Source organism: Enterococcus sp. AZ119 (assembly GCF_050546175.1).
In the GTDB taxonomy this organism is placed as follows: Bacteria; Bacillota; Bacilli; order Lactobacillales; family Enterococcaceae; genus Enterococcus; species Enterococcus faecalis.
The window spans coordinates 1,353,804-1,378,884 of sequence record NZ_CP172951.1 but is presented as its reverse complement, the minus strand read 5'-3'; the positions used below and the strand labels follow the sequence as shown (position 1 = coordinate 1,378,884).

Annotated in this window: 26 protein-coding genes; 20 read left to right on the top strand and 6 right to left on the bottom strand. The window is 37.2% G+C overall.

What is annotated here, in order from left to right:
• Nucleotides 1-143 precede the first annotated feature (143 nt).
• From IGL37_RS06680 to IGL37_RS06655, 6 genes are all read left to right on the top strand, one after another.
• Nucleotides 144-512, top strand: coding sequence for a GntR family transcriptional regulator (locus IGL37_RS06680; protein ID WP_002357453.1), 369 nt, complete (start codon nt 144-146; stop codon nt 510-512).
• Entirely contained in the window at nt 509-1,363 is an 855-nt protein-coding gene (locus IGL37_RS06675; protein ID WP_033917933.1) for an ATP-binding cassette domain-containing protein, read from the top strand. Before IGL37_RS06680 ends, IGL37_RS06675 begins: the two co-directional genes overlap by 4 nt.
• A gap of 1 nt (nt 1,364) precedes the next feature.
• Nucleotides 1,365-2,096, top strand: a complete 732-nt coding sequence (locus IGL37_RS06670) for a hypothetical protein (RefSeq protein WP_002360209.1) — start codon at nt 1,365-1,367, stop codon at nt 2,094-2,096.
• A 192-nt stretch (nt 2,097-2,288) separates the two neighbouring features.
• Nucleotides 2,289-2,969: an ABC transporter ATP-binding protein gene (locus IGL37_RS06665; RefSeq protein WP_002357457.1), complete on the top strand. Its 681-nt coding sequence runs from the start codon at nt 2,289-2,291 to the stop codon at nt 2,967-2,969.
• Nucleotides 2,970-4,253, top strand: coding sequence for an ABC transporter permease (locus IGL37_RS06660; protein ID WP_002378364.1), 1,284 nt, complete (start codon nt 2,970-2,972; stop codon nt 4,251-4,253). It begins immediately after the preceding gene.
• Nucleotides 4,254-4,343: 90 nt separating this feature from the next.
• Nucleotides 4,344-5,312 (top strand): NADP-dependent oxidoreductase, encoded by a 969-nt coding sequence (locus IGL37_RS06655; protein ID WP_002415541.1) that lies wholly within the window; start codon nt 4,344-4,346, stop codon nt 5,310-5,312.
• A gap of 79 nt (nt 5,313-5,391) precedes the next feature.
• Here the strand turns inward: IGL37_RS06655 and IGL37_RS06650 are convergent, their stop codons facing one another.
• From IGL37_RS06650 to IGL37_RS06635, 4 genes are all read right to left on the bottom strand, one after another.
• Nucleotides 5,392-5,994, bottom strand: coding sequence for an alpha/beta hydrolase (locus tag IGL37_RS06650; RefSeq protein WP_002361880.1), 603 nt, complete (start codon nt 5,992-5,994; stop codon nt 5,392-5,394).
• A 12-nt stretch (nt 5,995-6,006) separates the two neighbouring features.
• Nucleotides 6,007-6,969 (bottom strand): ring-cleaving dioxygenase, encoded by a 963-nt coding sequence (locus IGL37_RS06645; RefSeq protein ID WP_033601946.1) that lies wholly within the window; start codon nt 6,967-6,969, stop codon nt 6,007-6,009.
• A gap of 10 nt (nt 6,970-6,979) precedes the next feature.
• Nucleotides 6,980-7,408 (bottom strand): MarR family winged helix-turn-helix transcriptional regulator, encoded by a 429-nt coding sequence (locus tag IGL37_RS06640; protein WP_033592055.1) that lies wholly within the window; start codon nt 7,406-7,408, stop codon nt 6,980-6,982.
• Between the two features lie 128 nt (nt 7,409-7,536).
• Entirely contained in the window at nt 7,537-8,331 is a 795-nt protein-coding gene (locus IGL37_RS06635; protein WP_002364009.1) for an SDR family NAD(P)-dependent oxidoreductase, read from the bottom strand.
• 196 nt (nt 8,332-8,527) lie between these two features.
• Between IGL37_RS06635 and IGL37_RS06630 the strand changes: the two genes are divergently transcribed.
• Entirely contained in the window at nt 8,528-9,280 is a 753-nt protein-coding gene (locus tag IGL37_RS06630) for a DUF7006 family protein (protein WP_002385886.1), read from the top strand.
• Between the two features lie 104 nt (nt 9,281-9,384).
• Nucleotides 9,385-10,107 (top strand): TraX family protein, encoded by a 723-nt coding sequence (locus IGL37_RS06625; RefSeq protein WP_002357468.1) that lies wholly within the window; start codon nt 9,385-9,387, stop codon nt 10,105-10,107.
• Nucleotides 10,108-10,166: 59 nt separating this feature from the next.
• Here the strand turns inward: IGL37_RS06625 and IGL37_RS06620 are convergent, their stop codons facing one another.
• On the bottom strand, nt 10,167-11,201 hold the full coding sequence (locus IGL37_RS06620) for a YdcF family protein (RefSeq protein ID WP_033917934.1): 1,035 nt from the start codon (nt 11,199-11,201) through the stop codon (nt 10,167-10,169).
• Nucleotides 11,202-11,482: 281 nt separating this feature from the next.
• Between IGL37_RS06620 and ptb the strand changes: the two genes are divergently transcribed.
• From ptb to IGL37_RS06585, 7 genes are all read left to right on the top strand, one after another.
• Nucleotides 11,483-12,304 carry a branched-chain phosphotransacylase gene (gene ptb, locus IGL37_RS06615; protein ID WP_002364006.1) on the top strand — a complete coding sequence of 274 codons (822 nt, stop codon included), beginning with the start codon at nt 11,483-11,485 and terminating at the stop codon, nt 12,302-12,304.
• Between the two features lie 18 nt (nt 12,305-12,322).
• Nucleotides 12,323-13,405 carry a butyrate kinase gene (buk, locus tag IGL37_RS06610; RefSeq protein ID WP_033917935.1) on the top strand — a complete coding sequence of 361 codons (1,083 nt, stop codon included), beginning with the start codon at nt 12,323-12,325 and terminating at the stop codon, nt 13,403-13,405.
• 5 nt (nt 13,406-13,410) lie between these two features.
• Nucleotides 13,411-14,820 carry a dihydrolipoyl dehydrogenase gene (gene lpdA, locus IGL37_RS06605; protein ID WP_033917936.1) on the top strand — a complete coding sequence of 470 codons (1,410 nt, stop codon included), beginning with the start codon at nt 13,411-13,413 and terminating at the stop codon, nt 14,818-14,820.
• Between the two features lie 10 nt (nt 14,821-14,830).
• The gene (locus IGL37_RS06600; RefSeq protein ID WP_002374771.1) at nt 14,831-15,823 is read left to right on the top strand and encodes a thiamine pyrophosphate-dependent dehydrogenase E1 component subunit alpha; all 993 of its coding nucleotides are present in this window, start codon (nt 14,831-14,833) and stop codon (nt 15,821-15,823) included.
• A 21-nt stretch (nt 15,824-15,844) separates the two neighbouring features.
• Nucleotides 15,845-16,831: an alpha-ketoacid dehydrogenase subunit beta gene (locus IGL37_RS06595; protein ID WP_002357475.1), complete on the top strand. Its 987-nt coding sequence runs from the start codon at nt 15,845-15,847 to the stop codon at nt 16,829-16,831.
• A gap of 23 nt (nt 16,832-16,854) precedes the next feature.
• On the top strand, nt 16,855-18,153 hold the full coding sequence (locus tag IGL37_RS06590) for a dihydrolipoamide acetyltransferase family protein (RefSeq protein WP_033917937.1): 1,299 nt from the start codon (nt 16,855-16,857) through the stop codon (nt 18,151-18,153).
• Nucleotides 18,154-18,296: 143 nt separating this feature from the next.
• Entirely contained in the window at nt 18,297-19,349 is a 1,053-nt protein-coding gene (locus IGL37_RS06585) for a PTS sugar transporter subunit IIC (protein ID WP_002384478.1), read from the top strand.
• 8 nt (nt 19,350-19,357) lie between these two features.
• On the opposite strand, the gene IGL37_RS06580 is transcribed toward IGL37_RS06585, so the two are convergent.
• On the bottom strand, nt 19,358-20,248 hold the full coding sequence (locus tag IGL37_RS06580) for a LysR family transcriptional regulator (protein WP_002365698.1): 891 nt from the start codon (nt 20,246-20,248) through the stop codon (nt 19,358-19,360).
• Between the two features lie 176 nt (nt 20,249-20,424).
• On the opposite strand from IGL37_RS06580, the gene IGL37_RS06575 reads away from it, so the two are divergent.
• The 5 genes from IGL37_RS06575 to IGL37_RS06555 all read left to right on the top strand — a co-directional run bounded on the left by IGL37_RS06575 (nt 20,425) and on the right by IGL37_RS06555 (nt 24,930).
• Nucleotides 20,425-21,366 carry a 2-dehydropantoate 2-reductase gene (locus tag IGL37_RS06575; RefSeq protein ID WP_033594756.1) on the top strand — a complete coding sequence of 314 codons (942 nt, stop codon included), beginning with the start codon at nt 20,425-20,427 and terminating at the stop codon, nt 21,364-21,366.
• 275 nt (nt 21,367-21,641) lie between these two features.
• Nucleotides 21,642-22,493 (top strand): ribosome biogenesis GTPase YlqF, encoded by an 852-nt coding sequence (gene ylqF / locus IGL37_RS06570; protein ID WP_033917938.1) that lies wholly within the window; start codon nt 21,642-21,644, stop codon nt 22,491-22,493.
• A gap of 1 nt (nt 22,494) precedes the next feature.
• Nucleotides 22,495-23,262 (top strand): ribonuclease HII, encoded by a 768-nt coding sequence (locus IGL37_RS06565; protein WP_033917939.1) that lies wholly within the window; start codon nt 22,495-22,497, stop codon nt 23,260-23,262.
• Between the two features lie 60 nt (nt 23,263-23,322).
• The gene (gene dprA, locus IGL37_RS06560) at nt 23,323-24,186 is read left to right on the top strand and encodes a DNA-processing protein DprA (protein WP_002382350.1); all 864 of its coding nucleotides are present in this window, start codon (nt 23,323-23,325) and stop codon (nt 24,184-24,186) included.
• A gap of 90 nt (nt 24,187-24,276) precedes the next feature.
• Complete coding sequence (locus IGL37_RS06555; protein WP_002394473.1) at nt 24,277-24,930, top strand: CPBP family intramembrane glutamic endopeptidase; 654 nt, start codon at nt 24,277-24,279, stop codon at nt 24,928-24,930.
• Nucleotides 24,931-25,081: the final 151 nt, after the last annotated feature.

Below are 25,081 nucleotides of genomic sequence, written 5' to 3'. Positions count from 1 at the left end.
AAACCATTCAATAAACTCAAAAGTATAGCCATTGTTTTCAAAGAAAAATTTCTTTGGAAACAATGGTTTTTTTATTGACAAAAGAATTTCTAGGATATATAGTTAGTTACATAAGTAGTTAACCATTTAAGCGAGGTGTAAAAATGGAATTTAATTTTTCGGGGGAAAAGCCTTTATTTCAGCAAGTAGCCGATCAGATTGCCGAAGGAATTTTTAATGGCGCTTACTTAGAAGGCGAACAAATTCCCTCAACCACAGAAATATCAAAAAGTTATCAAATCAATCCAGCCACCGTTTTAAAAGGAATGAATTTATTAGTAGAACGACAGTTGATTGAAAAGAAACGGGGGATTGGCATGTTTGTTTTACCAGGCGCTCAAGAGAGAGTAAGAAGTGCACGGAAAGAAGAATTTTTAAATAAAGAAGTCTTAGAAGTTGTCGCAGAAGCTAAAAAATTAGGGATTACAGCTGAACAATTAAAACAACTAATTGAAAGAGGGTATGACGCATGAGTTTGCGGGTGGAATCAGTAAGTAAAAAATATCATCAAAAAAAAGCACTAGATAATATTTCAATTACTTTTGAAAAAGAAACGATTTATGGGCTCTTAGGCAGAAACGGGGCTGGTAAAAGTACGTTATTAAATATCATTAATAATCGAAGTTTTGCCACTTCAGGTTCCGTTCAATTGGCGGGAGAAACAGTGACCGATAATGAGACTGCTTTGAATCATATTTACTTAATGAGTGAAGATAATTTATTTCCTCCTCAGTTAAAAATTAAAGATATTTTTAAAACGACTGAAGGTTTTTATGGATCCTTTGACTGGTCTTTAGCCAAACAAATGTTAAGCGATTTTGATTTAGATGGTAAAAAGACATTCAAAAAATTATCAACTGGTTATCGGAGTATTGCTAAACTAATAGTGGCGCTATCCGTCCCCTGTGAGTATATTTTTTTAGATGAGCCAGTCTTAGGTTTAGACGCCAATCATCGGGAATTATTTTATACTTATTTAATTGAGACATACCAAGAACGTCCCCGTACGTTTGTGATTTCCACCCATTTGATTGAAGAAATTGCGAATTTATTAGAAGATATTATCATCATTGATCAAGGAAAATTGATTCGCGCAGAATCCATTGAAACAATTTTGAAAAACGGTCGCATTATTTCTGGGCCGAAAGAACAAGTAGAGCGCTATACTCAGTCATTGGAAATCTTAGGCATGGACACTTTAGGTGGGGCAGTTACGGCTTACGTGTACGGCGACTTGCCGACTGAAAAAGCAGAGGTTCAAATTGCGCCGCTAAATTTACAAACATATTTTGTACAATTAACCAATAGAAAGAAGGAAAAGTAAAATGAAATTTAAAACAGCTTTGCGGTATCGTGTTATTTATCAAGTCCGTTCCTTAGCAATTTATTTTGGCTTTTATGCTTTGTTCGGCATTCTTTTTCCTCTTATTGGGTTGCTCTTTTCTAACGACGTGAATACTGTCAGCTCTGATGCAGTAATTCCTTGTCTGGTTTTTATGGGGATACTATCATTTTTGGGAATGAACACAGATTTTAAACTGTTTATTCAAAACGGGCTTTCCCGCTGGACAATTTTTTTGGTGAATTTTGTAAGTAATGCTATTTTATCTTTGGTTGGATCCTTGGCTGTACTTGTACTGATTAAAGTATTTAGCGGCAATTTCATTTCTCATTTTCAATTATCAATGAAATTAATTGATGTCTATGCGCAAGGAAACTTTTTCATGTCGTGGTTGCTCTTTTTTATCTTACTAATGCTTAGCGGCTCACTTGGCTTGTTAGCAGGTGTCTTTAATGATCGGATAGATGGCGTAAAAAAACTCATTGTTTTATTGCTGTTATTAATGATTCCTATTTTACTGGGCACGATTGCACAATTAGGGGGGGCACCAATGCGCCTGAGAATGCTCCATGTCTTGCAAGCAATGGTTGGTTATCAATCCACTGGTTTTACTGTCCTACCACTTCTTCTGACAATCAGTTGCTTTGTTGGCATTAATCTTGGTTTGGCCTATTTATTGAATAAACATCGTGAAATTAAACGCGTAAATGCATAACTAATTAATAAGAACATGTTCAATGAGGTGAATTTGGAACATGTTCTTATTGTTTTAATTGAGAGATACATCGGAAGTACCATGACAAAGGAAAGGGCTTCCGTCAAAATAGAAAGAGAAGAAAGGAGTATGAAAAGAGTAAAAAACTTTGTAAATAAGTAAACGACAAAGAATGAAAAATGGAGGGGTAACATGGCGGTAATTGAAGCAAAAAATATTAAAAAAAGTTATGGAAAGAACGAAACAAAATTTGATGCGTTAAAAGGTGTTGATTTAAAAGTTGAAAAAGGTGAATCTGTGGCCATAATTGGTAAAAGTGGCTCTGGGAAATCAACATTTATGCACATTTTGGCATTGTTAGATCAACCAACTTCAGGAGATATTTATTTAAATGGTAAAAATGTTACTAGTATTAGAAAGAAAGTGCTGAATAAAACGAGAAATGAAGAATTTGGTTTTGTTTTTCAACAATTCTTTATGAATGCCAAGGATACAGTTTTAAATAATGTTCTTTTACCATTAAAAATTGGTGGGATTTCCGGTAGCAAGAGGAAAAAGATGGCTTTAGATGCGTTAAAAGCAGTCGGTTTGGAAGATAAAGTTCAAAATAAAGCGAATAATTTATCTGGTGGCCAAAAACAACGGGTATGTATAGCGCGTGCTTTAGTTAATAATCCGCAAATTATTTTTGCAGATGAACCTACAGGGAATTTAGATTCTGCCACTGGGAAGAAAATTGAAGAATTGTTATTTGATTTAAATAAAAATAAAGGAATTACCTTAATTATTGTGACACATGATCCAGACTTAGCAGCACGTTGTGATCGGCAAGTTCATGTTCGAGACGGCTTGATTGTAGGAGGAGATGAGTAAATGAAATTTAGAGATATTTTAAAATCAGCTAGTACCAATTTAATGCGTAATAAAGGTCGAACCGTATTGACCATTATTGCAATCTTTATTGGAGCATTTACCATAGCTTTAACTACAGGAGTCAATATTGGTGTAAATGATTATATTGACAAACAAGTCGGCAGTGTCGGTGGTGCAAATCAGCTATTTATTCAGCCAAAAATGGAGATGAATGTTGGTAACGGAACAGAACCAAGTAAATATAATCCAGAGAAAAAAACCAGTACGATTCAACAACAAAGTATGCTTGCTGAAAAAGATATTGAGAAGATTAAAAAAATCTCGGATGTTACATCAGTGGAACCAATGAAATCCGTTGCTATCGATTATATAAAAGGAGCAGATAAGTATAAATATGTATTTTCAGCTACTTCTGCGCTAGATGAGATGACCATTGATTTAGCGGCTGGCCGTAAAGTTTCGCAAACGAGCCAGGACTTCGAAATTAATTTGTCACCAGAATATGTAAAAGCGCTCGGCTATACATCTAGTAAAGCTGCCGTGGGAGAAACAGTTCAATTAGGTATCTCAAGTTCCTTGAAAGGACAAGAGCAAGTTATTGAAGCAAAAATTGTTGGCGTTAGAAATGCCAGTGTCATTCAAAATGGGCTCTCGTTGATGAATAAAGCATTGATTGATAAAGTTGTCTCAATCAATCAAGCAGATCTTCCAGAACATTTAAAAAATCAATACGCGATGATTATTGCTGAAGTTAAAAAAGACAGCACGCCAGAGCAGATTAAGGACATCAAAAAAGATTTAGACAAAGCTGGCTATTTAGCGACTACTGTCGAAGATGAAATTGGCATGATTCGTAATATAATCAATGCAATCACTGGCGTTTTAACCATGTTTGGTGCAATTGCCTTGTTAGCTGCAAGCTTTGGCATTATTAACACGCTGTATATGTCTGTCCAAGAAAGAACGCGAGAAATTGGTTTAATGAAAGCCATGGGACTTAGCAACGGGAAAGTCTTTACAATTTTTAGTGTTGAGGCGGCTTTAATTGGCTTTTTTGGCTCAATATTAGGCATTTTAGGAGCTGTTGGGGTTGGAAATTTAGTTAATCGTTTAGCAACGGATTCTTTTTTAAAGGCTTTAACAGGATTTAAATTAATTCAATTTTCATTGCCATCTTCACTAACGATTATCTTAGTTATTATGTTTATTGCTTTTTTAGCAGGAACTTTACCAGCTCGAAGAGCAGCAAAATTAGATCCAATTGAATCTTTACGTTATGAATAATAGACTAAAAACAGCCACTTTCTCTCAATTTAACTAAAGCATATTCTTATATAAAAAGAAGGCAATAGGCGTATACTAAAAGTGTGAAAAATGAAACAAATGAGAGGAAGTTGGTTTATGAAAGCTGTTGTGATTAATCAGTACGGAAGTAAAGAGGTACTTGAAGAAGCAGAAGTAACACTACCGAAATTATCGGAACATCAAGTGTTGGTAAAAGAATACGCGACATCAATTAATCCGATTGATTGGAAATTGCGTGAAGGATATTTAAAACAGATGTTTGATTGGTCCTTTCCGATTATTCTTGGTTGGGATGTCGCTGGTGTGATTACAGAGGTGGGGAGTCAAGTAACGGATTGGCAAGTTGGCGATAAAGTTTTTGCTCGTCCTGAAACTACTCGTTTTGGTACCTATGCAGAAGTAACGATTGTGGATGATCATTTATTAGCAAAAATCCCTGAAACAATTAGTTTTGAAGAAGCTGCTGCCGTTCCGTTGGCTGGTTTAACCGCTTGGCAAGCATTGTTTGATCATGGTCACCTTAAAGAAGGAGAAACTGTTTTAATTCATGCTGGTGCAGGTGGGGTCGGTACTTATGCGATTCAACTAGCAAAAGAAGCGGGCGCACATGTCATCACGACCGCTAGCGCAAAAAATCATGCCTTACTGAAAAAAATTGGTGCAGATGAAGTGATTGATTATCATACAACGAATTTTGCAGAGGTATTAGCTGATGTTGATTTGGTTTTTGATACAATGGGTGGTGAGGTTCAAAAAAATAGTTTTGACGTCTTAAAACCAAACACAGGTCGTCTTGTTTCAATTGTGGGCATTGAAGATAAACAATTGGCAGCCGAAAAAAATATTACTGCTGAAAGTATTTGGCTTCAACCAAATGGAGAACAATTACAAAAAATTGCTGATTTGATGGCAGCTGGAAAAGTGAAATCAATTATTGGTGAAGTTTTCCCTTTTTCTAGACAAGGGATTTATGATGCACATGCACTCAGTGAAACGCACCATGCAGTTGGTAAAATAGTTGTTCAAATGGCAGAATAAAAAGAAGCTCAGACAGTGAATTATCTTAAAATAGAAAAAGTGGGTCCTAAGTCATTTCGACTTAGGACCCACTTTTTTGTTAAGAGGACAGATGTGCCAACCAAGTTTGTGTTTCCTTAATTTCTTGATAAGTTAATTGATGACTTTGTGTCCAAACCTCTTGTACGGTTGCTCCATGATTCTGAAATAATTGAATCACACGCATACTCTCAGGAAGTGGGACAATCGGGTCATGCTCTCCTAGAGATAATAAAACAGAAGTGTCGGTCAAGTCTGGTTGATTGGTCAATTCAACAGGAAACATGGGATGATAGAGGACAGCTTGATGGTAACTATCGGGATGAGTAAGCAATAATTGAATAGCGATATTGGCCCCATTTGAATAGCCAATAAAAATAATTTTATCCAATGAAAATTGATGCTCGTTAGCGGCTTGTTGAATAAACTTATGAAGCGCCTCGCCGCGTTTTTCTAGATCTTCTAAGTCATAATGACCTTCCGCTAGGCGCTTAAAATAACGATTCATTCCATTTTCTGAAACATCACCACGAATACTTAGCACAGTAGCTTGTTTATTTAGTTCTTGGGCAATTGGTAGGAGAGATGTTTCATCACCACCTGTACCGTGAAGTAGCACAAAGACAGGTGCTTCAGGATGTCCTTTTTTAAAAATTGAATGCATGTTTTTTCCTCCTTAGGCTCGTTTTGTATTGAACGGCTTGATAACACTCTCAATATACTCACGACGGTTTTCTAAAAATGGCGCAAGAGATAACTTTTCTCCTAATGTTTCGTAAGGTTCGTCCCCCATAAATCCTGGTTCATCGGTGGCTAATTCGACTAAAATATGTCCAATGCGAACATACAATGATTCAAAGTAATAACGATCGACATAGCCAGAGTTTTGTAAGCCTAAATGATCAAAGAGCGCTTGCCAAGTCCCAAGTGATTTACGATCCGCTAGGCGGAATGCAACGTGATGTACTTCACCATATCCTTGTTGCGCTTGTGAGCTAGTATCATCGTCTACCAAAATGACTTGAGCACCATTGCCACCTTGGCCAACTTCTAGTAAATAGCGATTGCCTTCTTGTGCCACTACGTGAAAGCCTAGAATTTCTTCAAAGACTTCTTTGAATTCATGAAAATAGGAAATAGCTATTTCGACAGGTCCTAAGCCATAAATCGCAAATTCTGTTGGAACAGGTCCTTTTTTCCAAGGGATGCCCGCTGCAACGCCCTGATTTAATTCATCAGAGATTAATTGATACGCTTGATCATCAAAATCCCAAAAGCGAAGGACCTTTTTCCCGAATTCTTCAGAAATACCTGTGTGTTTGACAGCAAATTCATTGAAGCGATTTTCATAATAAGTCAAAGCTGCATCTGAAGGAACCCGGAACCCTGTTCTTGAAATTGTATTGGTTCCTTTTAATCCTTTAGGGTTATTGGGAAAATCGAAAAAGGTCATGGTTGTACCTGGTGTACCCAAATCATCGGCAAAATAGGTGTGGTAAGTATAGATATCATCTTGATTCACTGTTTTTTTGACTAAACGCATCCCTAAAACATCTGTAAAGAAGTGATAGTTTTTTTCTGCATCACTTGTCATAGCTGTAACGTGGTGGATTCCTAATAATTGATCTTCTTTTTTCATCATTATTTCCTCATTTCGTTTCATTTGTTATTTTTCGTAAAGTTTTTTGAAGAAGTGTTAATTCTTCGGAAGAGAGTTGTTCAAATGCTTCTGCAATTCGCTTTGCATGCGTCGGGAAAATTTCTTCAATTAATGTTTTTCCAGCTTCTGTTAATTCAACGTAAGTAATGCGTCGGTCTTTTTCACTGGGGGTGCGCGTTACATAGCCTTTTTTATGTAATTGGTCAATAACATAAGTGGTGCTACTGCTAGCGATTAAAATTTTCTCCTTGATTTTTTGGATGGTCTGAGGACCTTTATGGAGTAACAGCTCTAATACTGAAAATTCTGTAATGTTTAAGTCATAACAAGTGACATCTTGCTTGGCAAGTTGCTCTAGTCGATGGCTGGTTCTTAATAAACCGATATAGGCTTTTAAAGCTTCTTGCTGTTGGGTCATTGTTTCACCTCTTTTTATTTCGAATTCGAGATAAATATAACTTACTTTTGGTAAGTAATCAATTAATATGCTTAAAAAGACAGCCAGCAAAAAATGTGAATTTTTGCTGGCTGTCTTTTTTGTTTAATTTAGAAGATCGTTGGAACTAAGCCGCCATCGATTCTTAAGGCTTCGCCTGAGAAAGAAGAAGAATCTGGGCTGGCCACAAAGGTAACAAAACGACCAATTTCTTCTGGTCGAATGAGCCGTTGGATTTGTGAACGAGAACGATGATTTTTCATGAAATCTTTTTCCCAATCCTCTTTGGGAATGTCTGAATCAGCGTACATATCTTCCAACATTTTTTCTACACCTTCGGTAAGGGTTGAGCCAGGCATAACCGTGTTAACGGTGACATGTGTGCCGACAGTTAAGTTGGATAAACTTTTAGCTAAGGAAAGATTCATCGTTTTTGTCATGCTATATTGGGGCATTTCGCCAGAAGGCATCACCGCTTCTTCGCTAGCAATGAAGATAATGCGACCAAAATCTTGTGCAAGCATTTTAGGTAGATAAGCTTTTGCTAATGCATTGCCTGACAACACGTTCACAGTAAAAAATTTTTCCCAAGTGGCGTCATCGATATCCCAGTATTCCATTGGTTCAAAAATCCCCATATTATTCACTAAAATGTCGACTTTAGGGAATTTTTCAAGCAAAGTAGCTCGTTGACTTTCAATGGAAATATCGGCAGTCCCTGCTTGAGGATGAGTGTCTGGAAACATTGTTTGTATTTCTTTAACAACTTTAGTTACTTCGGCTTCATTGCGCCCATTGATAATGACATCGGTCCCTTCACGAGCCATTTCAATCGCAATTGCTTTGCCAATTCCTTTGGTTGAACCAGTAATTAATGCTAATTTATTCGTTAAGTGTAAATCCATTTAAATCCCTCCAACGTTTGTCTATCTCTAGTGTAGGTCTTTTTCTGGACTTTTAAAAGGAAAAAGTTTTTTCGGCCCGCGAGAAACAAGCCCCAATAATTACTTAACAGCTGAATTTTCACTTTTTGGGCGTAAAACGAGTAATTATTGTCAGTAAAAAAGCGTCACTTTTTTGATAGAATAACTAGAGACGAAATTGGCTAAGACCAATTTTGTAAAATTGTACATAAAAAAGAAGAGTGGGAATGCTATGAAGAAACAATATTACTGGAATATACCCGATAACTTACTAAACTCGTTAAAACAGCGAAAAAAGTTATACAACTTTTATAAAAATGAACAAAATAAGGCAAGAGAATTAGTAGAGAATTGTCAGTCGGTTCTTTTTCCTGAATTAGTTGCTTCGCTGAATAAAATAGATGAGCGGATTAAATTATTGATATTCTATCAAAATTTAGAAGATTGTGAGCTTTCAGAAGAAGAAATTATTACTGTGATTGAGCGAGAATATTTTGTGACTTTTTATGAAACAATTGAAGAACCGACCACTGAAATTATTAGTAGTCATTCTATGTATTATTTATTGCAACAGCCGACTAAAGAAATGCTTTGGGATTTAGACTTTAGTAACATGTTAAAACAAGGTCAGTTAGTTGATTTAATGGATTATCAAAAATTGACCAAATGTTATCAAAAGTTGCAGAATCAAGCTAAAAATTTGATTGAAAAATTAAATAAAGAAACATTTTACACATTCTATAGTCAACTTTTATTGATTGATTGCCAATGCAAATTATTAATAGAAGAGGCGCTTCTGAAAGAAGAATCATTGATGACGGTCGATGAATGCTTAATAGCCATTAAGCAAGAAATTCGAAAAATTCATTTTGAACAATTTAAATACCAACATTATTTATTTGAAGATTTATCTTTGCGGTACCAGGTTTAACGAAAGTGACAAAAAGAATGGTTGAATCTAACAAGAATGTTCGTTGTTTTCTGTTATATAAAAAGATATGATAGTTTCTGTAGAAAAAATAAAGGAGACGATTCATGAACGCAAATCGCTTAAAGTTATTGATGATGGGGTTAATGGTTCTTGACCATATTAGTTATTTTGTTCCGCCAGAATGGGCACTGATTTTTCATGTAATTACTCGTTGTGTCGGTGTGTTTTTTGGTTACATGGCTGTAGAAGGGTTCAACTATACACGGAATGTTTATCGCTACAATGGTCGTTTGTATATTTGGGCAGCAATCATGTTTGTTGGAAATACGCTTCTAAATCATTTAGTGAATAATCCAGCTGTCGCTGTTCACAACAATATTTTCTTCACCTTAGCCCTTGGTGTCAGTATGTTAATTGTGACAAAAGCGATGCTAGAGATGCCAAAAATCAGCTTAAAAATTGTTTTATTGATTAGTATATTAGCAATTTTAGGAATAGGAGCAATGTTTGCTGAAGGTGGCATTGTGATGTTACCTTTTATGTTGATTACGTATCTAGCCAGAAAGAGACTTGTCTTACGGAACTGTTTATATGGTGCATTAGCGCTCTTTTTCTTAGTTACAAGTTTTCAATGGTTGGGAGATTGGCCAACGACAATTGAAATGTTAGCTTATAATTCTGATTTTATGTTTATCACTGTGTTACCATTTATATCGCTTTACAATGGTGAGAGAGGGAGCAAAGCACCATTTTTCAAATATTTATTTTACGGATTCTATCCGCTCCATTTATGGCTGATTGCATTGATAGCCAATTACGTTCATTAAACCTTTTTATATTAAAAGAATAAAAACAGCGACTCACAAAAATGTGAGTCGCTGTTTTTTTAGATGGGTAAGATACTGATTCCTAAAAGAAGAGTGACAAGTAGAAAAACAAAAAGCACAATTCGCTTATCATGAACCAGTAAGGCAATGTATTCTCGGATTAGAGCAGTTGGTAAAAAATATAAGGCAGTTGGCGCCCCGACACCTTCAGCTTTTAAGCCGACACGATGGGCATACATAGCTCCTCGTAAGACATGATAGTTATTTGTTGAAAAAATAACAGAGGGTTGTTTAGAATCAGACGGCATCTTTTGCCAATCTGCCTGAATTATTGCTTTAGAAAACAACATATTTTCATAAGTGGTTGTGGATTGGTCCTCCATCAAAATTGCTTCTGCAGGAATATTTTGTGAAAGCAAATATTTTTTCATTGCGAAAGCTTCGGCCACAGGTTCGTCAGGACCTTGACCACCGCTGACTACAAATTTAGCGGTGGGATTTTTTTCATAATATTCAATCCCTTTATCTAACCGACTCTTCAAAAGTGGAGGTACTTCCTCGCTACGAATTCCCGAACCTAAAACAATGATATAATCAACCGCTTTTTTTAAAGGAATCATTTGGTACATCCATGAATACAAGACGTAAGCAGCAAATAGAAAGGTCAGCAAAAGATCCATTAACAATAGAAAAAGTAAGAACAGAAAAAGCATATAAGGTATTTGCGCTGTGCCAACTGATAATAAATATAGAAAGGCTGGTAAAGCAATTAATAAGTTCAGCCCTAAGCCCGCCGACAATTTAGCCGTGACACTTTTGCCTTCTTTCGTTTGCATCGTACGTGAGTTAAAAATAAAGTAAAGGCAAATGCCGATAAACACAGCGGGAATTAATAGATAAGCAATGGCCAAAGTAATTAGGTCGCCATTCTTAAAATGTAAATAAATTTTGTCTAGTCCGATAAATAGTAAGGTGACTAATGACATTAAGGTGCCAGAAGCCAGAGTGATACCGCCGAGGATACTGCGGTTATTAATTTTTAATATACCAAATCCTAGTAGGGCGATAAACAAAAAGAATAGTAGTAGTGCCATTTAATTCCTCCTAAAAATAAGTATCTAAAGTATAACATGCTTTAGAATCTGACATAAATAAACAGCTGTGCCGAAGCATAAGTTTTCCTTTCATTCTTAGAAAAGAAGTTTTTTCATGAAAAGTAAATTAGATAACAATTGTTTAGAGAAAGAAAAGCTTGATTTACTAAGCTTTTCCTTCTCTATAAAAAATATTAATAAGGACATAAAAATTAACAATTTGTATGCGCTTACATACTGAGGTAGATTTAAAGTGTAAAGAAGAAAAATGAGGTGAGAAAATGATCACTGTTTCAATTGCAGGAGGTTCACAACCAGAGATTTTACAGCTAGTTAAAAAAGCGCTAAAAGAAGCCGAGCAACCGTTGCAGTTTATTGTATTTGATACAAATGAAAATCTTGATACTGAAAATCTCTGGAAATATGTTCATTGCTCAGATGAGGCCGCGGTAGCACAGGAAGCTGTCAGTTTAGTTGCAACCGGTCAAGCACAAATTTTATTGAAAGGAATTATTCAGACCCACACATTACTAAAAGAAATGTTGAAAAGTGAGCATCAATTAAAAAATAAACCGATTCTTTCCCATGTAGCAATGGTGGAGCTGCCTGCGGGAAAAACCTTCTTGTTAACCGATTGTGCGATGAATATCGCCCCCACTCAAGCGACCCTCATTGAAATTGTTGAAAATGCTAAAGAAGTCGCCCAAAAATTGGGACTGCACCACCCGAAAATTGCTTTGTTAAGCGCAGCGGAAAATTTCAATCCTAAAATGCCTTCGTCTGTTTTAGCAAAAGAAGTCACGGCACATTTTAATAATCAACAAGAGGCTACGGTTTTTGGTCCACTTTCGCTTGATTTAGCGACCTCTGAAGAAGCGGTTGCGCATAAACGTTACAGCGGTCCTATCATGGGGGATGCAGATATTTTAGTGGTTCCAACTATTGATGTTGGAAATTGTTTATACAAATCATTAACCTTGTTTGGGCACGCCAAGGTGGGAGGAACGATTGTTGGCACAAAAGTCCCAGTCGTTTTAACATCTAGAAGCGATTCGACAGAAAGCAAATTCCATTCATTAAGATTTGCCATGAGACAAGTTTAAAAAAAGGAGCAGAAAACAATGGAAACAGTATTGGTTATTAATCCTGGCTCGACCTCCACTAAGTTAGCGCTTTTTGCTAATCATGATTGCTTGGCGGAAGAAACGCTTAGACATAGCGTCCAAGAATTGGCACCTTTTGAAAATGTTGTCAGTCAAACACCATTTCGAAAACAAATGATCGCGGAATTTTTAGAAACACATAACATCACACAATTAGCCGCTGTCGTAGGGCGTGGTGGTTTGCTTAAGCCTATTCCTGGCGGTACGTATCTTGTCGATCAACAAATGCTAGAAGACTTGCGGACAGAACGCTTTAATACCCATGCTTCAAATTTAGGGGCGATTTTAGCTAATGAGTTTGCAGAAAAATATCACGTGTCAGCCTTTATTGTCGATCCTGTTGTTGTAGATGAGCTACAGCCATTAGCCAGGATTTCCGGATTAAAAGGCATTCACCGACGTAGCGTTGGTCACGCCTTAAATCAAAAAGCGGTCGCTCGAAAAATCGCTGAGGATTTAGGGAAAACATATGAGCAAAGCAATTTTATCGTTGTTCATTTAGGTGGGGGCATTAGCTTGGGGGCGCATCAAAAAGGCCGCATGGTGGATGTGGTAAATGGGCTTGATGGTGAAGGTCCTTATACGCCTGAACGCAGTGGTGCCTTACCGCTTGTTGAATTTGCGCAATGGATACTTGAACAGGAGTTGACGATTAGCCAAGTGAAAAAGCTAATTGCGGGTAATAGCGGACTTAAATCATACCTAGGTGAAACAGATTTACGGCATATCCAAGCACAAATAGCTGCAGGTGATCAAACAGCAAATTACTATTTAAAAGGAATGTGTTACCAAATCGCAAAAAGTATTGGCGAGATGGCCGTGGTTCTTGAAGGCGCAATTGATGCAATTATTTTAACAGGGGGCGCAGCCTATTCGCAAACCGTTGTTCAAGAAATTAGTCAAAAAGTCACTTGGATTGCACCAATTAAGGTTTACCCAGGTGAAATGGAGATGGCTGCTTTATATGAAGGCGTCAATCGGGTATTAACAGGGGAAGAACAAGCTTTAAATTATAGTAAAGCAAAAATTGAGCAGGAGTGATCAAAATGGCGGAACAAACAGATTTACTGATTTTAGGTGGCGGAACAGGAGGCTATGTAGCAGCAATTCGAGCCGCACAAAAAGGGCTAAACGTCACAATTGTTGAAAAATACAAATTAGGTGGCACTTGTTTGCACAAAGGCTGTATCCCTACAAAAGCTTTATTAAGAAGCGCAGAAGTTTTTGATACCTTAAAACAAGCGGCTTCTTTTGGGATTGAAACAGAGGCAGCGTCCATTGATTTTTCTAAAATACAACAACGGAAAGAAGGAATTGTTGAGCAGTTGCACAAAGGTGTTGAAGGCTTATGCAAGAAAAATAAAATCAAAATTTTAGCAGGCGAAGGTGCGATTTTAGGTCCCTCCATTTTTTCACCAGTCTCTGGCGCAGTGGCAGTTACGTTTAATGATCCAACACGGGAAGAAGAAATTATCGTTCCTAAAAATGTCATTATTGCGACAGGTTCTAGTCCTAAAACATTACCTAATTTGCCACTGGATGAAGAATTTATCTTATCTTCTGATGGGATGCTTGAATTAGAAGAATTACCAGAATCAATTGCAATTATTGGTGGTGGCGTTATTGGTGTCGAGTGGGCTTCTTTATTAAATAGTTTAGGTGTCAACGTAACTATCATTGAATTTTTGGATCGTTTACTTATAAATGAGAGTGCAACAATTTCTAAAGAATTAAAGAAACGTTTAGAGCAACGAGGAATCAACATTTTATTAGGTAGCAAAGTCCAAGAAGCGAAAGTTACCGGGCAGAAGGTTCAAATAGAAGTTGTAGGACAAGAAAGCCTCGCTGTTGACAAAGTCATGGTAGCAATTGGGCGTCAACCCAATATCAATAAGTTAGGGTTACAGAATACCTCAGTGAAATATACTGACAAAGGCATTGAAGTAAATGAATTTTATCAAACCACAGAAGGACATATTTATGCGATCGGTGATTGTATCGATACACTCCAACTAGCACATGTGGCTATGAAAGAAGGAGAGTTAGCTGTTCAGCATCTTTTAGGCGAGACAGTTGAACCTTTAAATTATACAAACGTGCCTCGAGGTGTTTATACAAATCCTGAAATAGCAAGTGTCGGCTATACTAGAGAAACTTTACCAGCAGATAAAGAAGTAGTGATTGGTACCTTTAATTTTAATGGTAATGGTAAATCACTTGTTTATGGAGAAACAGATGGCTTTATAGAAGTAATTCGTGACAAGAAGACCGATGATTTATTAGGGGTTTCTATGATTGGGCCACATGTCACGGATTTAATTGCCGAAGCAAGTACTGCCATGTATTTAGATGCCGCGCCCATTGAAATTGGTGAAGCAATCCATGCGCATCCAACAATGACAGAAGTATTGCAAGAAGCAGCCTTAGATACTTATGGCTTAGCGATTCACAAATAGAGAAAGGTTGATGAAAATGAAAGCGCTTAAAAAATCAGGTTTATCAAAAGAAGAATTGATTCAGGCATATCGTCAAGTACTAAGAGGACGTCGTTTAGACGAACGGTTGTGGCAATTAACAAGGATTGGTAAGACCTCTTTCAATATTTCTGGTCAAGGGGCAGAAGTTGCACAAGTAGCGATGGCGATGGCTTTTGATCCTCAAAAAGATTATTTTTTACCGTATTATCGTGATATGACCGCGTGCTTGGTTTGGGGCATGACCTCAAAAGATATTTTAATGGGTTCTTTTGGAAAAGAAGCGGATCCTTCTTCCCATGGTCGTCAAATGCCGAATCATTATGGTTCAAAAGAGCATAATATTGTTTCCTTCTCTTCAACAGTAAGTACACAAATGCCATTAGCGACAGGTGTTGGTTATGCAGCGCAACTTCAAAAAGCTGATTTTGTTGCATTGACCACCACTGGGGAAGGCTCTGCCAATCAAGGAGAAGTCCAAGAAGCTATGAACTTTGCAGGCGTAAAAAAATTACCAGTCATTTTTGTTGTTGAAAATAATGAATATGCGATTTCTGTCCCAATTGAAGAACAGTATGCCAATAAACGAATGGCCGATCGCGCGAAAGCTTATGGCTTTGAAGGTGTAACCGTTGATGGTAGTGATTTTACTGAAGTCTATCTAGCATTTAAAGAAGCAGTAAAAGCGGCTCGCGGGAAAAAAGGACCAAAATTGATTGAATTAATGGTTTCGCGCTTGACTTCTCATTCCGCTGACGATGATCAATCTGTTTATCGTTCAAAAGAAGAAATTGAAGAAATGAAAAAGAACGATGCAGTGAAGCTTTTTGAAAAACAATTATTAGAAGAGGGCTATTTAACAGACGAAGACATTGCCAAAATTGATGAAGAAATTCGTGCAGAAATCAATCAAGCAACGGATGAAGCAGAAGCAATGCCAGATCCTGTACCGACATCAATTTTAGAAGAAGTGTATGCAAAATAAGAGAAGAGGAGAAGAAATATAATGGCTGAGATGACTTATTTAGAAGCAATTAACTTAGGAATTTCTGAAGAAATGGCTCGTGATGAAAAAGTAGTTATTTTTGGAGAAGATGTCGGCGGCGACAAAGGCGGCGTGTTTGGTGTAACAAAGGGCTTGGCTGCTAAATACGGTGACGAGCGTTGTTTTAATACACCGTTAACAGAAGGCTTAATTGGTGGTTTAGCTGTCGGCTTAGGTTTAATGGGCTATCGCGCAATTGGTGAATTTCAATTTGCGGATTACATTTTGCCTGCAACCAATCAATTGTTATCAGAGGCTCGGACAATGCGCTATAGAACAAAAGGCGATTGGACTGCGCCAATCGTTTATCGGACACCTTATGGCGGCGGTGTTCGTGGTGGGCTGTATCATTCTCAGTCTACAGAAAAAGTTTTTTGTGGACAACCAGGATTAAGAGTGGTGACCCCCTCTAATCCTTATGATGCAAAAGGGATGATTAAAGCAGCGATTCGTTCCGATGATCCAGTCATTTTTTACGAACATAAGCGTTTATATCGTTTACTAAAAGATGAAGTGCCTGCAGATGATTATATCGTACCAATTGACAAAGCCAATGTCGTTAGAACGGGTAGTGATTTAACCGTGATTAGTTATGGCATGACCTTGCAATTAGCTTTAGCTGCGGCGGAAAAACTAGCCGCTGAAGGAATTGATGCCGAAATCGTCGATGTTCGCTCATTATATCCTTTAGATCGCGAAACATTAGTGGCTGCAGCTAAGAAAACGGGGAAGGTTTTACTCGTAACAGAAGACAATAAAGAAGGCAGCGTGATGAGTGAAATTGCGGCAATGATTTCAGAAGATGCTCTCTTTGATTTAGATGCACCGATTCAACGACTTGCAGGACCTGATTGTCCAAGCATGCCTTATGCATTACCTTTAGAAAGAGAATTTTTAATCAATGAAGAGCAAGTATTAGCAGCAATGAAAGAATTAGCAGAATTTTAATTGAAGCAAGGAGGAAAAAATAAATGGCCACAAAAGAAATCAAAATGCCTCATCTAGGCGAAAGTGTCACAGAGGCAGCCATTGTCCAATGGTTAGTTAAACCAGGAGATTCAGTGAAACGCTATGATCCCTTAATGGAAGTCGTTTCTGATAAAGTCACCACGGAAGTCCCATCAGATTTTGATGGTGTAGTAAAAGAATTTCTGATTTCTCTAGATACAGATGTGCCCATCGGAACAGCGGTGATGACGTTAGAGACAGAAGAAACAACCGAAAAAACAGAAGAAGCTACTTTAGCGCCAGTGAAAGAAGCAAGTGCGGAACAAGCGCAAGAACATGAAACGGTTGCAACAACAAGCACTGCGACGTCTCATCAAAAAAATAATGGTCGTTATTCCCCAGCAGTCCTTAAAATTGCCCAAGAAAAAAAGATTGATTTAACACAAGTTACAGGGACAGGTCGTGATGGTCGAATTACTAGAAAAGATGTTACAAACTTTACACCAACACAGGCAAGAACACCTAAGCAAGCAGTGAGTCCAGGAACTAGCCCTTCAATTTCAGAGGAGCCAGTTGCTTCGCAAAATGAAAGCGCCGCAATAGCTAGTCCAACTGAAACAACCACAGATAAAATTGTCTCTGCAGATCCTGTACGTAAAGCAATTGCTAAAAAAATGGTCCAAAGTGTCAACGAAATCCCTCACGCTTGGTTAATGGTGGAAGCGGATGTGACCAACTTAGTCCAACTTAGAAATTCATTAAAAGATGAATTTAAACAACAAGAAGGCCTGTCTCTAAGCTTCTTCCCATTTTTTGCCAAAGCAGTCATTCAAGCGTTAAAGAAAAATCCAAAAATCAATACATCTTGGGATGATGGCTCAATTATTTATCATAAAGATGTTAATTTATCCATAGCTGTAACGACAGACGAGCATCTTTACGTGCCAGTGATTCAACAAGCGGATAACTATTCGATTGCAGGGCTAGCTAAAGAAATCAATCGCTTGGCACAAGAAGTCCGACAAGGAACGCTAGCAAGCAAAGAAATGCAAGGAGGGACCTTTACTCTTAATAATACTGGAACACTAGGTTCCGTCCAATCGATGGGAATTATTAACCATCCACAAGCTGCGATATTACAAGTAGAGTCAATTAATAAACGCCTTGTGCCAACCGCAGATGGAGGCTTTAAAGTGGCAGATATGGTTAATTTATGTCTTTCTATTGATCATCGAATTTTAGATGGACAACAAGCAGGTAAGTTCTTGCGAGATGTTAAAGATAATTTAGCGAAATATAATGCGGATACGGATGTATATTAAAAATCGTTCCTTGCTTTAGTTAAATAAAAAGCGCCTCAAAGAAATAAGCGCTCTTCTTTGAGGCCGCTCTTTATCTAACAGAAAGTTCAATCATTCTCAAACTTGTTTTAAAAAAACAAAAATAATCAATAGGAGTGTTGAAAATGCCCACTGATAAACTGGATGCTCAATTAACCCCAAGAATATTTTTTAACAAAGTGTTAGCTGGAACAGCTTCCGGCACCATTATCGCCTTAATTCCCAATGCTGTATTAGGAGCCATTTTAAAATATTTTGCAGAATACAAGATTATCGAAATGATTATTCATGCGGCGCAAATTTTCCAACTAGCCACCCCTTTAATTATTGGTGGACTGATTGCTTTTCAATTTGGCTTAACGCCACAAAAAATGATGATTGCTGGCGGTGCAGCATTTGCTGGCTCTGGCGTGATTAAATTTAATTCAGAAGTGAAAGGCTTTATTGGTGCAGGCACTGGTGACATCATTAATATTATGATTACCGCTTCTGTTGCAGTCTTACTTTTATTAGTCATCGATAAAAAATTCGGTTCAGTGGAAATCATTGCTTTACCGATCGTTGTTGGAGTAGGTGCAGGCTTGTTTGGCATGTTGATTTACCCATATGTGACACAAATCACGGTCGCCATCGGGAAAGTGATTAACAATTTTACTGATTTTCAGCCAATTATCATGAGTATTTTAATTGCTTGTTCATTTGCTGCACTGATTATTTCACCAATCACTACTGTGGCAATCGGTTTGGCGATTCAGTTGAATGGCTTGTCTGCAGGTGCTGCCGCAATGGGAATTGCAGCCACAACTGTTGTTCTTGTGATTAATTCTTGGAATGTCAACCAATCGGGAGTGACACTGGCTGTCTCTTTGGGCGGTATGAAAATGATGATGCCTAACTTATTTAAATACCCAATTATTTTAATTCCTTGTTTATTTACAGCGACTATTTCAGCAATTCCTGTGGTTCTATTCAACATTTCAGGAACCCCACAATCGGCTGGATTTGGCTTGGTTGGACTCGTGGGGCCACTTGCTTCATTGGATGCGGGCTTAGGGATCTTACCCTTACTCTTTTCTTGGTTTGTTGTTCCAATTGTCGCGGGTTTATTCTCAAAATTCTTATTTGAAAAAGTGTTGAAACTTTATGATAGTAAAGTCGTCTTTGCTTATCAAGGCTAGATTATCCATTAATTTTCTTTAATGATTTGGATAAAATCTCTAACATCTTCTGTCATACTAAAATCGCGGCGCAAAGCAATGCCGATGGGGAAATAGTCAAACTTATCTTTTAAAGGAATCCATTTCAGTCCCTGACTTTTTCCCACTTCATAATATTCAATCGGCAGCAAACAAATCGAATTATTTTTTTGTAAACTATAAAGAAGTACTTGTAAATCATCGTTATGCAAAATGATATTCGGCTCATAACCGAAGCTCCGAGTCCGATCTAGTAGTAGGCGACCAATCATAAAATTATCACTTAACGATGAAAATCGTTGATCTTTCAAATCTTTAAAAGTTAATTTTTCATATTGGGAGAGAGGATTTGATTCTGGTACTACGACATAAACATGGTAGCCTTTGGTAGTCGTTTCTAAAGGTTCAATATGAATAATTTCAGGTAAGGTATTTGGGAAAGAAATTAGTCCCATATCAATTTCTTTATTTGCTAACATCGTTTGTAATTTTGGCGAGCCATCTTGCTGTAATATTAAATTCACATGTGGATGGGTTGTTAAAAATCGTGAAATTTCTTTCATAAATTGTACAGCAAATAAAGTAGTTAAGCCTAAACGCAATTGCTTTTTAACTGGTTTCTGGTTCATTTCACGAATATCTGTTACCAATTGATCGAATTGAAAAACAACTTCTTGGCCATGTTCATATAAATAAAGACCTGTATCGGTTAATTGAAACGGTTGATCAGAATGATCAAACAACGCTGTGCCTAACTCAGATTCCATTTTTTTCAATGCTAAAGAAAGTGTTGGTTGGGTGACAAATAAATTGCGAGCGGCCGCCGATAAACTGCGGGTATTAACAATTTCAATGAAGTACTTTAAAAGCTGAATATTCATCAGAAACTCCCCTTCTTTTTAAAAGCGCTTACAAAAATGCGCTTGGATAAAAAATAACAAATAGATCACTTATAATATAACATATGTTTTGCCTTTTTATGGTTATAAAAGTAAGAGATAGAGATTTTCTTAGCAGATTTTTATCTAAAAATAAAAAATTGAACGGAGGAAAAGAAATGAAGATTATTATCGCAGGTGCTGGCGCTATGGGCAGTCGCTTTGGACTAATGTTACATCAAGCAGGAAATGACGTTATTTTTGTTGATGGTTGGCCAGAACATATTGAAGCAATAAGAAAAAACGGGTTAGTTGCTGATTTTAATGGCGAAGTGGTGACCGCTAAAATTCCTATTTATCCTCAGACAGAAGTAGCAAGCATCGATTTTACAGCAGACTTAGTTATCCTATTTACAAAAGCAATGCAACTGGCAGGAATGCTTGAAGCATTAGAACATTTCCTTAATAAAAATACGAAAGTTTTATGCTTGTTAAATGGAATTGGTCACGAAGATATTATCAAAAAATACGTGCCTTACGAAAATATTTTATTAGGAAACACAATGTGGACCGCTGGGTTAGAAGGACCTGGCAAAGTAAAATTATTTGGCAATGGTTCGATTGATTTACAAAATTTAGGAGCGCAAAGTGAACAAGCAGCAGAAGCAGTCATTAAGGTATTAAATAACGCTGGCTTAAATGCTCGTTATTCTGAGAATATTTTATCATCCATTTATAAGAAGGCCTGTGTGAATGGAACAATGAATGGTTTATGTACTTTGTTGGATTGTAATATGGCAGACTTTGGCGAAACAGAGCAAGCAGATCAAATTGTTCAACAAATAGTTAATGAATTTTTAGCAGTCGCTGAAGTGGAACAAGTTACGTTAGATAAACAAGCAGTTCTTCAACAAATCCGCTCATGTTATAATCGAGAAACAATTGGTTTGCACCACCCATCGATGTATCAGGACTTAATAACCAATCATCGTTTAACCGAAATTGATTATATCAATGGAGCAATTGTTCGCAAAGGGAAAGCCTATGGGATTGCTACACCGTACTGTCAGTTTTTAACAGAGTTAATTCATTGTAAAGAAAATTTACTTCATGCTAAATAACAAGTAAAAACAGAAATACTCTTGAGTCAGTCTTGAGAAGAGCTTGACCTACTAATTTCTATACTTTGCCAGTGTACAAGGCTGAGACAAAATCCAAAGTGAGTTTGGCTCAGCTTTTTTGTTTTTTTAAGAACACTACAGAAAATAAATCAAATCCGTGAAAAATATGTTAAACTAGAGAAGGTGTTTTTTCGCAAGAATCTACGCGGAACACAGGACTCGTTGAAGAATTGAATCAAAGAAACAATGTGTTAAAGAAGGGATTTGAACAGATTATGACCATTCAATGGTTTCCCGGCCATATGGCCAAAGCAAGAAGAGAAGTTTCTGAAAAAATCAAATATGTCGATATTGTATTTGAACTAGTTGATGCGCGGTTACCGCTTTCTTCCCGTAACCCAATGATGGACCAAATTGTCCAACAAAAACCACGATTAGTCCTTTTAAATAAAGGGGACTTAGCAGATAACGACCAAAATAAAAAATGGCAACATTACTTTCAAAAGAAAGGGTACCAAACCCTAGTCATCAATGCCCAACAAAATAAAGGAATCAATAAAATTGTGCCAGCAGCCAAGGAAGCGTTAAAAGAAAAATTGGCTCGTGAACAGGCGAAAGGCTTGAAACCGCGTGCGATTCGCGCAATGTGTATTGGGATCCCCAATGTTGGTAAGTCAACCTTAATGAATCGTTTAGTCGGAAAAAAAATTGCGCAAACTGGGAACAAGCCAGGCGTGACAAAAGGACAACAATGGTTACGCTCTGGTTCCCAATTGGAATTACTGGATACACCAGGGATTCTCTGGCCAAAATTTGAAGATGGGGAAATTGGGAAAAAATTAGCTTTAACTGGCGCTATAAAAGATCAATTATTGCATCTAGATGATTTGGCGATTTATGGACTAGAATTTTTTGCACGTTTTTATCCGCAACGTTTGATGGAACGATATGGTTTAACAGAAGAAGAGCTATTTTTACCTGCTCCAGAACAGTTGATGTTAATTAGCCAAAAACGTGGTTTTAGAGATGATTATAATCGAGCCAGCGAAATGATTATTTTAGAAATTCGCAGTGGAAAATTAGGTACGTATACTTTGGACCGCTGGGAAGAACTAGGAGACGAATAACATGGCAAAAGAGTCGATTCAGGCAATCAAAGAAGCGCTGTTAACTGTCACTGATGCAACCGATGAACGATTAGCAAGCTGGCGAGAAGATGAACGTTCAGGAGTGCAACAAGCGATCAAACAATGGGAACGTCACCAGTTAGCCAAAGAAAAAGAATGGCAACTTTTTAAAGAAATGAGTCAATTTGAGGAAGCGGCCTATAAAAAAGGCCATCGTTTAATTGCGGGAATTGATGAAGTAGGCCGCGGACCATTAGCTGGTCCCGTTGTGACAGCAGCAGTTATTTTGCCGAAAGATTGTCAATTATTAGGCTTAAATGATTCAAAAAAACTATCTGCTAAAAAACGGGAAACGTTATATAACCAGATTCAAGAACAGGCTGTCGCTATCGGGTTAGGTATCGCTGATCAAGGAGTCATTGATCAAATTAATATTTATCAAGCAACTAAACAAGCGATGAAAATGGCAATTGACGATTTAGCTTTTACACCAGATTATTTATTAATTGATGCAATGCAGTTAGACGTTCCCCAACCACAAGAAAGTTTGATTAAAGGGGATGCACGCTCCATTTCAATTGCAGCAGCCAGTATTATTGCAAAAGTAACAAGAGATCGATTAATGGAAGAATATGATGAATTATATCCTGGATATGGATTTAAAAACAATGCAGGCTATGGAACAAAAGAACATCTTCTCGGGTTAGAAAAATACGGTGTAACACCCATTCATCGACGTACGTTTGCGCCAATAAAAGATATGATTTAAAAATAAAACACTTTTTTTACGTATTCTTATTTTAAGAAGATGTGAAAGAGGTGTTTTTTGTTGGAAATTTTACAACGACAATTATTATTTAAATTAGCGGTATGCCAAGGAATTGGCAATTTAGGTATCTTAAAAGTGTTACAAGAAGCTATCGCACAAAAGCGTGTTGATTTTTCCAGTACAGAAATTATTAGAATTGCTGAAATCAAGAAATATCGTGAATTATTTGAACAATCTTGGTTACACCATACGATTCATAGTGAAGCGTTATATATACGACAATGCCAACACCAATTTATGACAATTTTAGATGCCGTCTATCCTAAATTATTACGAGAAATTTATAATCCACCAGCAATTCTTTTTTATAGAGGAAATTTACAATTGTTAAGTAGAAGGAAAATTGGCATCGTCGGCGCTCGCTATGCCACTTCGTATGGGTTAAGAGTGACTGAAGCTCTGGTTCCTAAAATAGTCAAAGAAGGATTCACAATCGTTAGTGGTCTTGCCAAAGGCATTGATAGTCGTAGCCATGAGATGGCCATCCAGAACGGGGGTCAGACAATTGGAATTTTAGGCACTGGATTAGATGTATATTATCCGTATGAAAAGAAAGAATTACAGCAAACTATGAAGCAGAATCAGCTTGTTTTAACAGAATATGTGAATGGGAGTGGGCCGAAAAAATATCATTTTCCTGCACGTAATCGCATTATTGCTGGATTATCTTTAGGGGTCTGCGTGATGGAAGCTCGTAAGAATAGTGGCTCTTTAATTACTGCACAAGCGGCGATGGATTACGGGCGCGAGGTATTTGCCGTACCGGGAAGTATTTTCCAGTCTTTTTCAACAGGCTGCCATGAATTAATTCAGGACGGCGCTAAATGTGTTCAGACAATTGATGATATTTGTGAAGAATTGTGACTTTTACTAATTGTGAATTGACAACCTACGTTCACTTCGGTACTATTTAATCAGATTTTAATCTTTTGGTTGGTAGTTAGGAGTGTCTAAATGGAAACGGTTGTTAGAAAAAGATGGTTGTTTGGTATGCAGCTACTGGGCTTTTTGATTTTGGATCAAATTCCTTTGATGATGGTCTCAGTTGTTCAATTTTCTACAGAAAATTTTTGGTTTCGCTTTGTTAGTGGATTAGTGGCTGTTGGACTTGGTGCCTATTTCGTCTATCTATTTGTTGCTTTTTTGAAAAAGAAAAAGCTCATAACTTGGACTTTTTTAGGAATCAAAGAAACCTTGCCAGTGGTCTTGTTAGGTTTGGTGATAATCTTTTGTGTGGGAATATTTGGTGATTTCTTATTACGTCTGGAAGGATTAGAGACGACCTCTAACCAACAAAGTGTTGAAGAAATTGTCCAATCTATTCCTAAAGGGCTTATACTTATTTTTGCAGGTGTGATTGGGCCAATTTTCGAAGAGGGAATTTTTCGTGTCGGGATTCAAGCGTTTTTCAAGCCAGCTTCAAAAATAGGCATACTCGTTTCTTCTATTTTATTTGCACTTGTGCACACGCCGACAGATATAGGTAGTTTTGTTATTTATTGGGGCATGGGTTTAGCTTTAAGTTGGGTATATCTACGCACGGGTCGCTTTGAAGCTGCTGTCTTGACTCATTTTATTTGGAATGTTATAGGTATTTTAATGCTTTAGGATAAAATCTATAAATCATAGGCATTTTTTATTTATAAATTCGGACAGTCAAACAGAAATGACAGAAATGTTAGAAAGCCTAGTCTTGACAAACCTATTCTATATAGCATATGATGTATTACGATTTGTGCGTTTTTTACATATATTATAT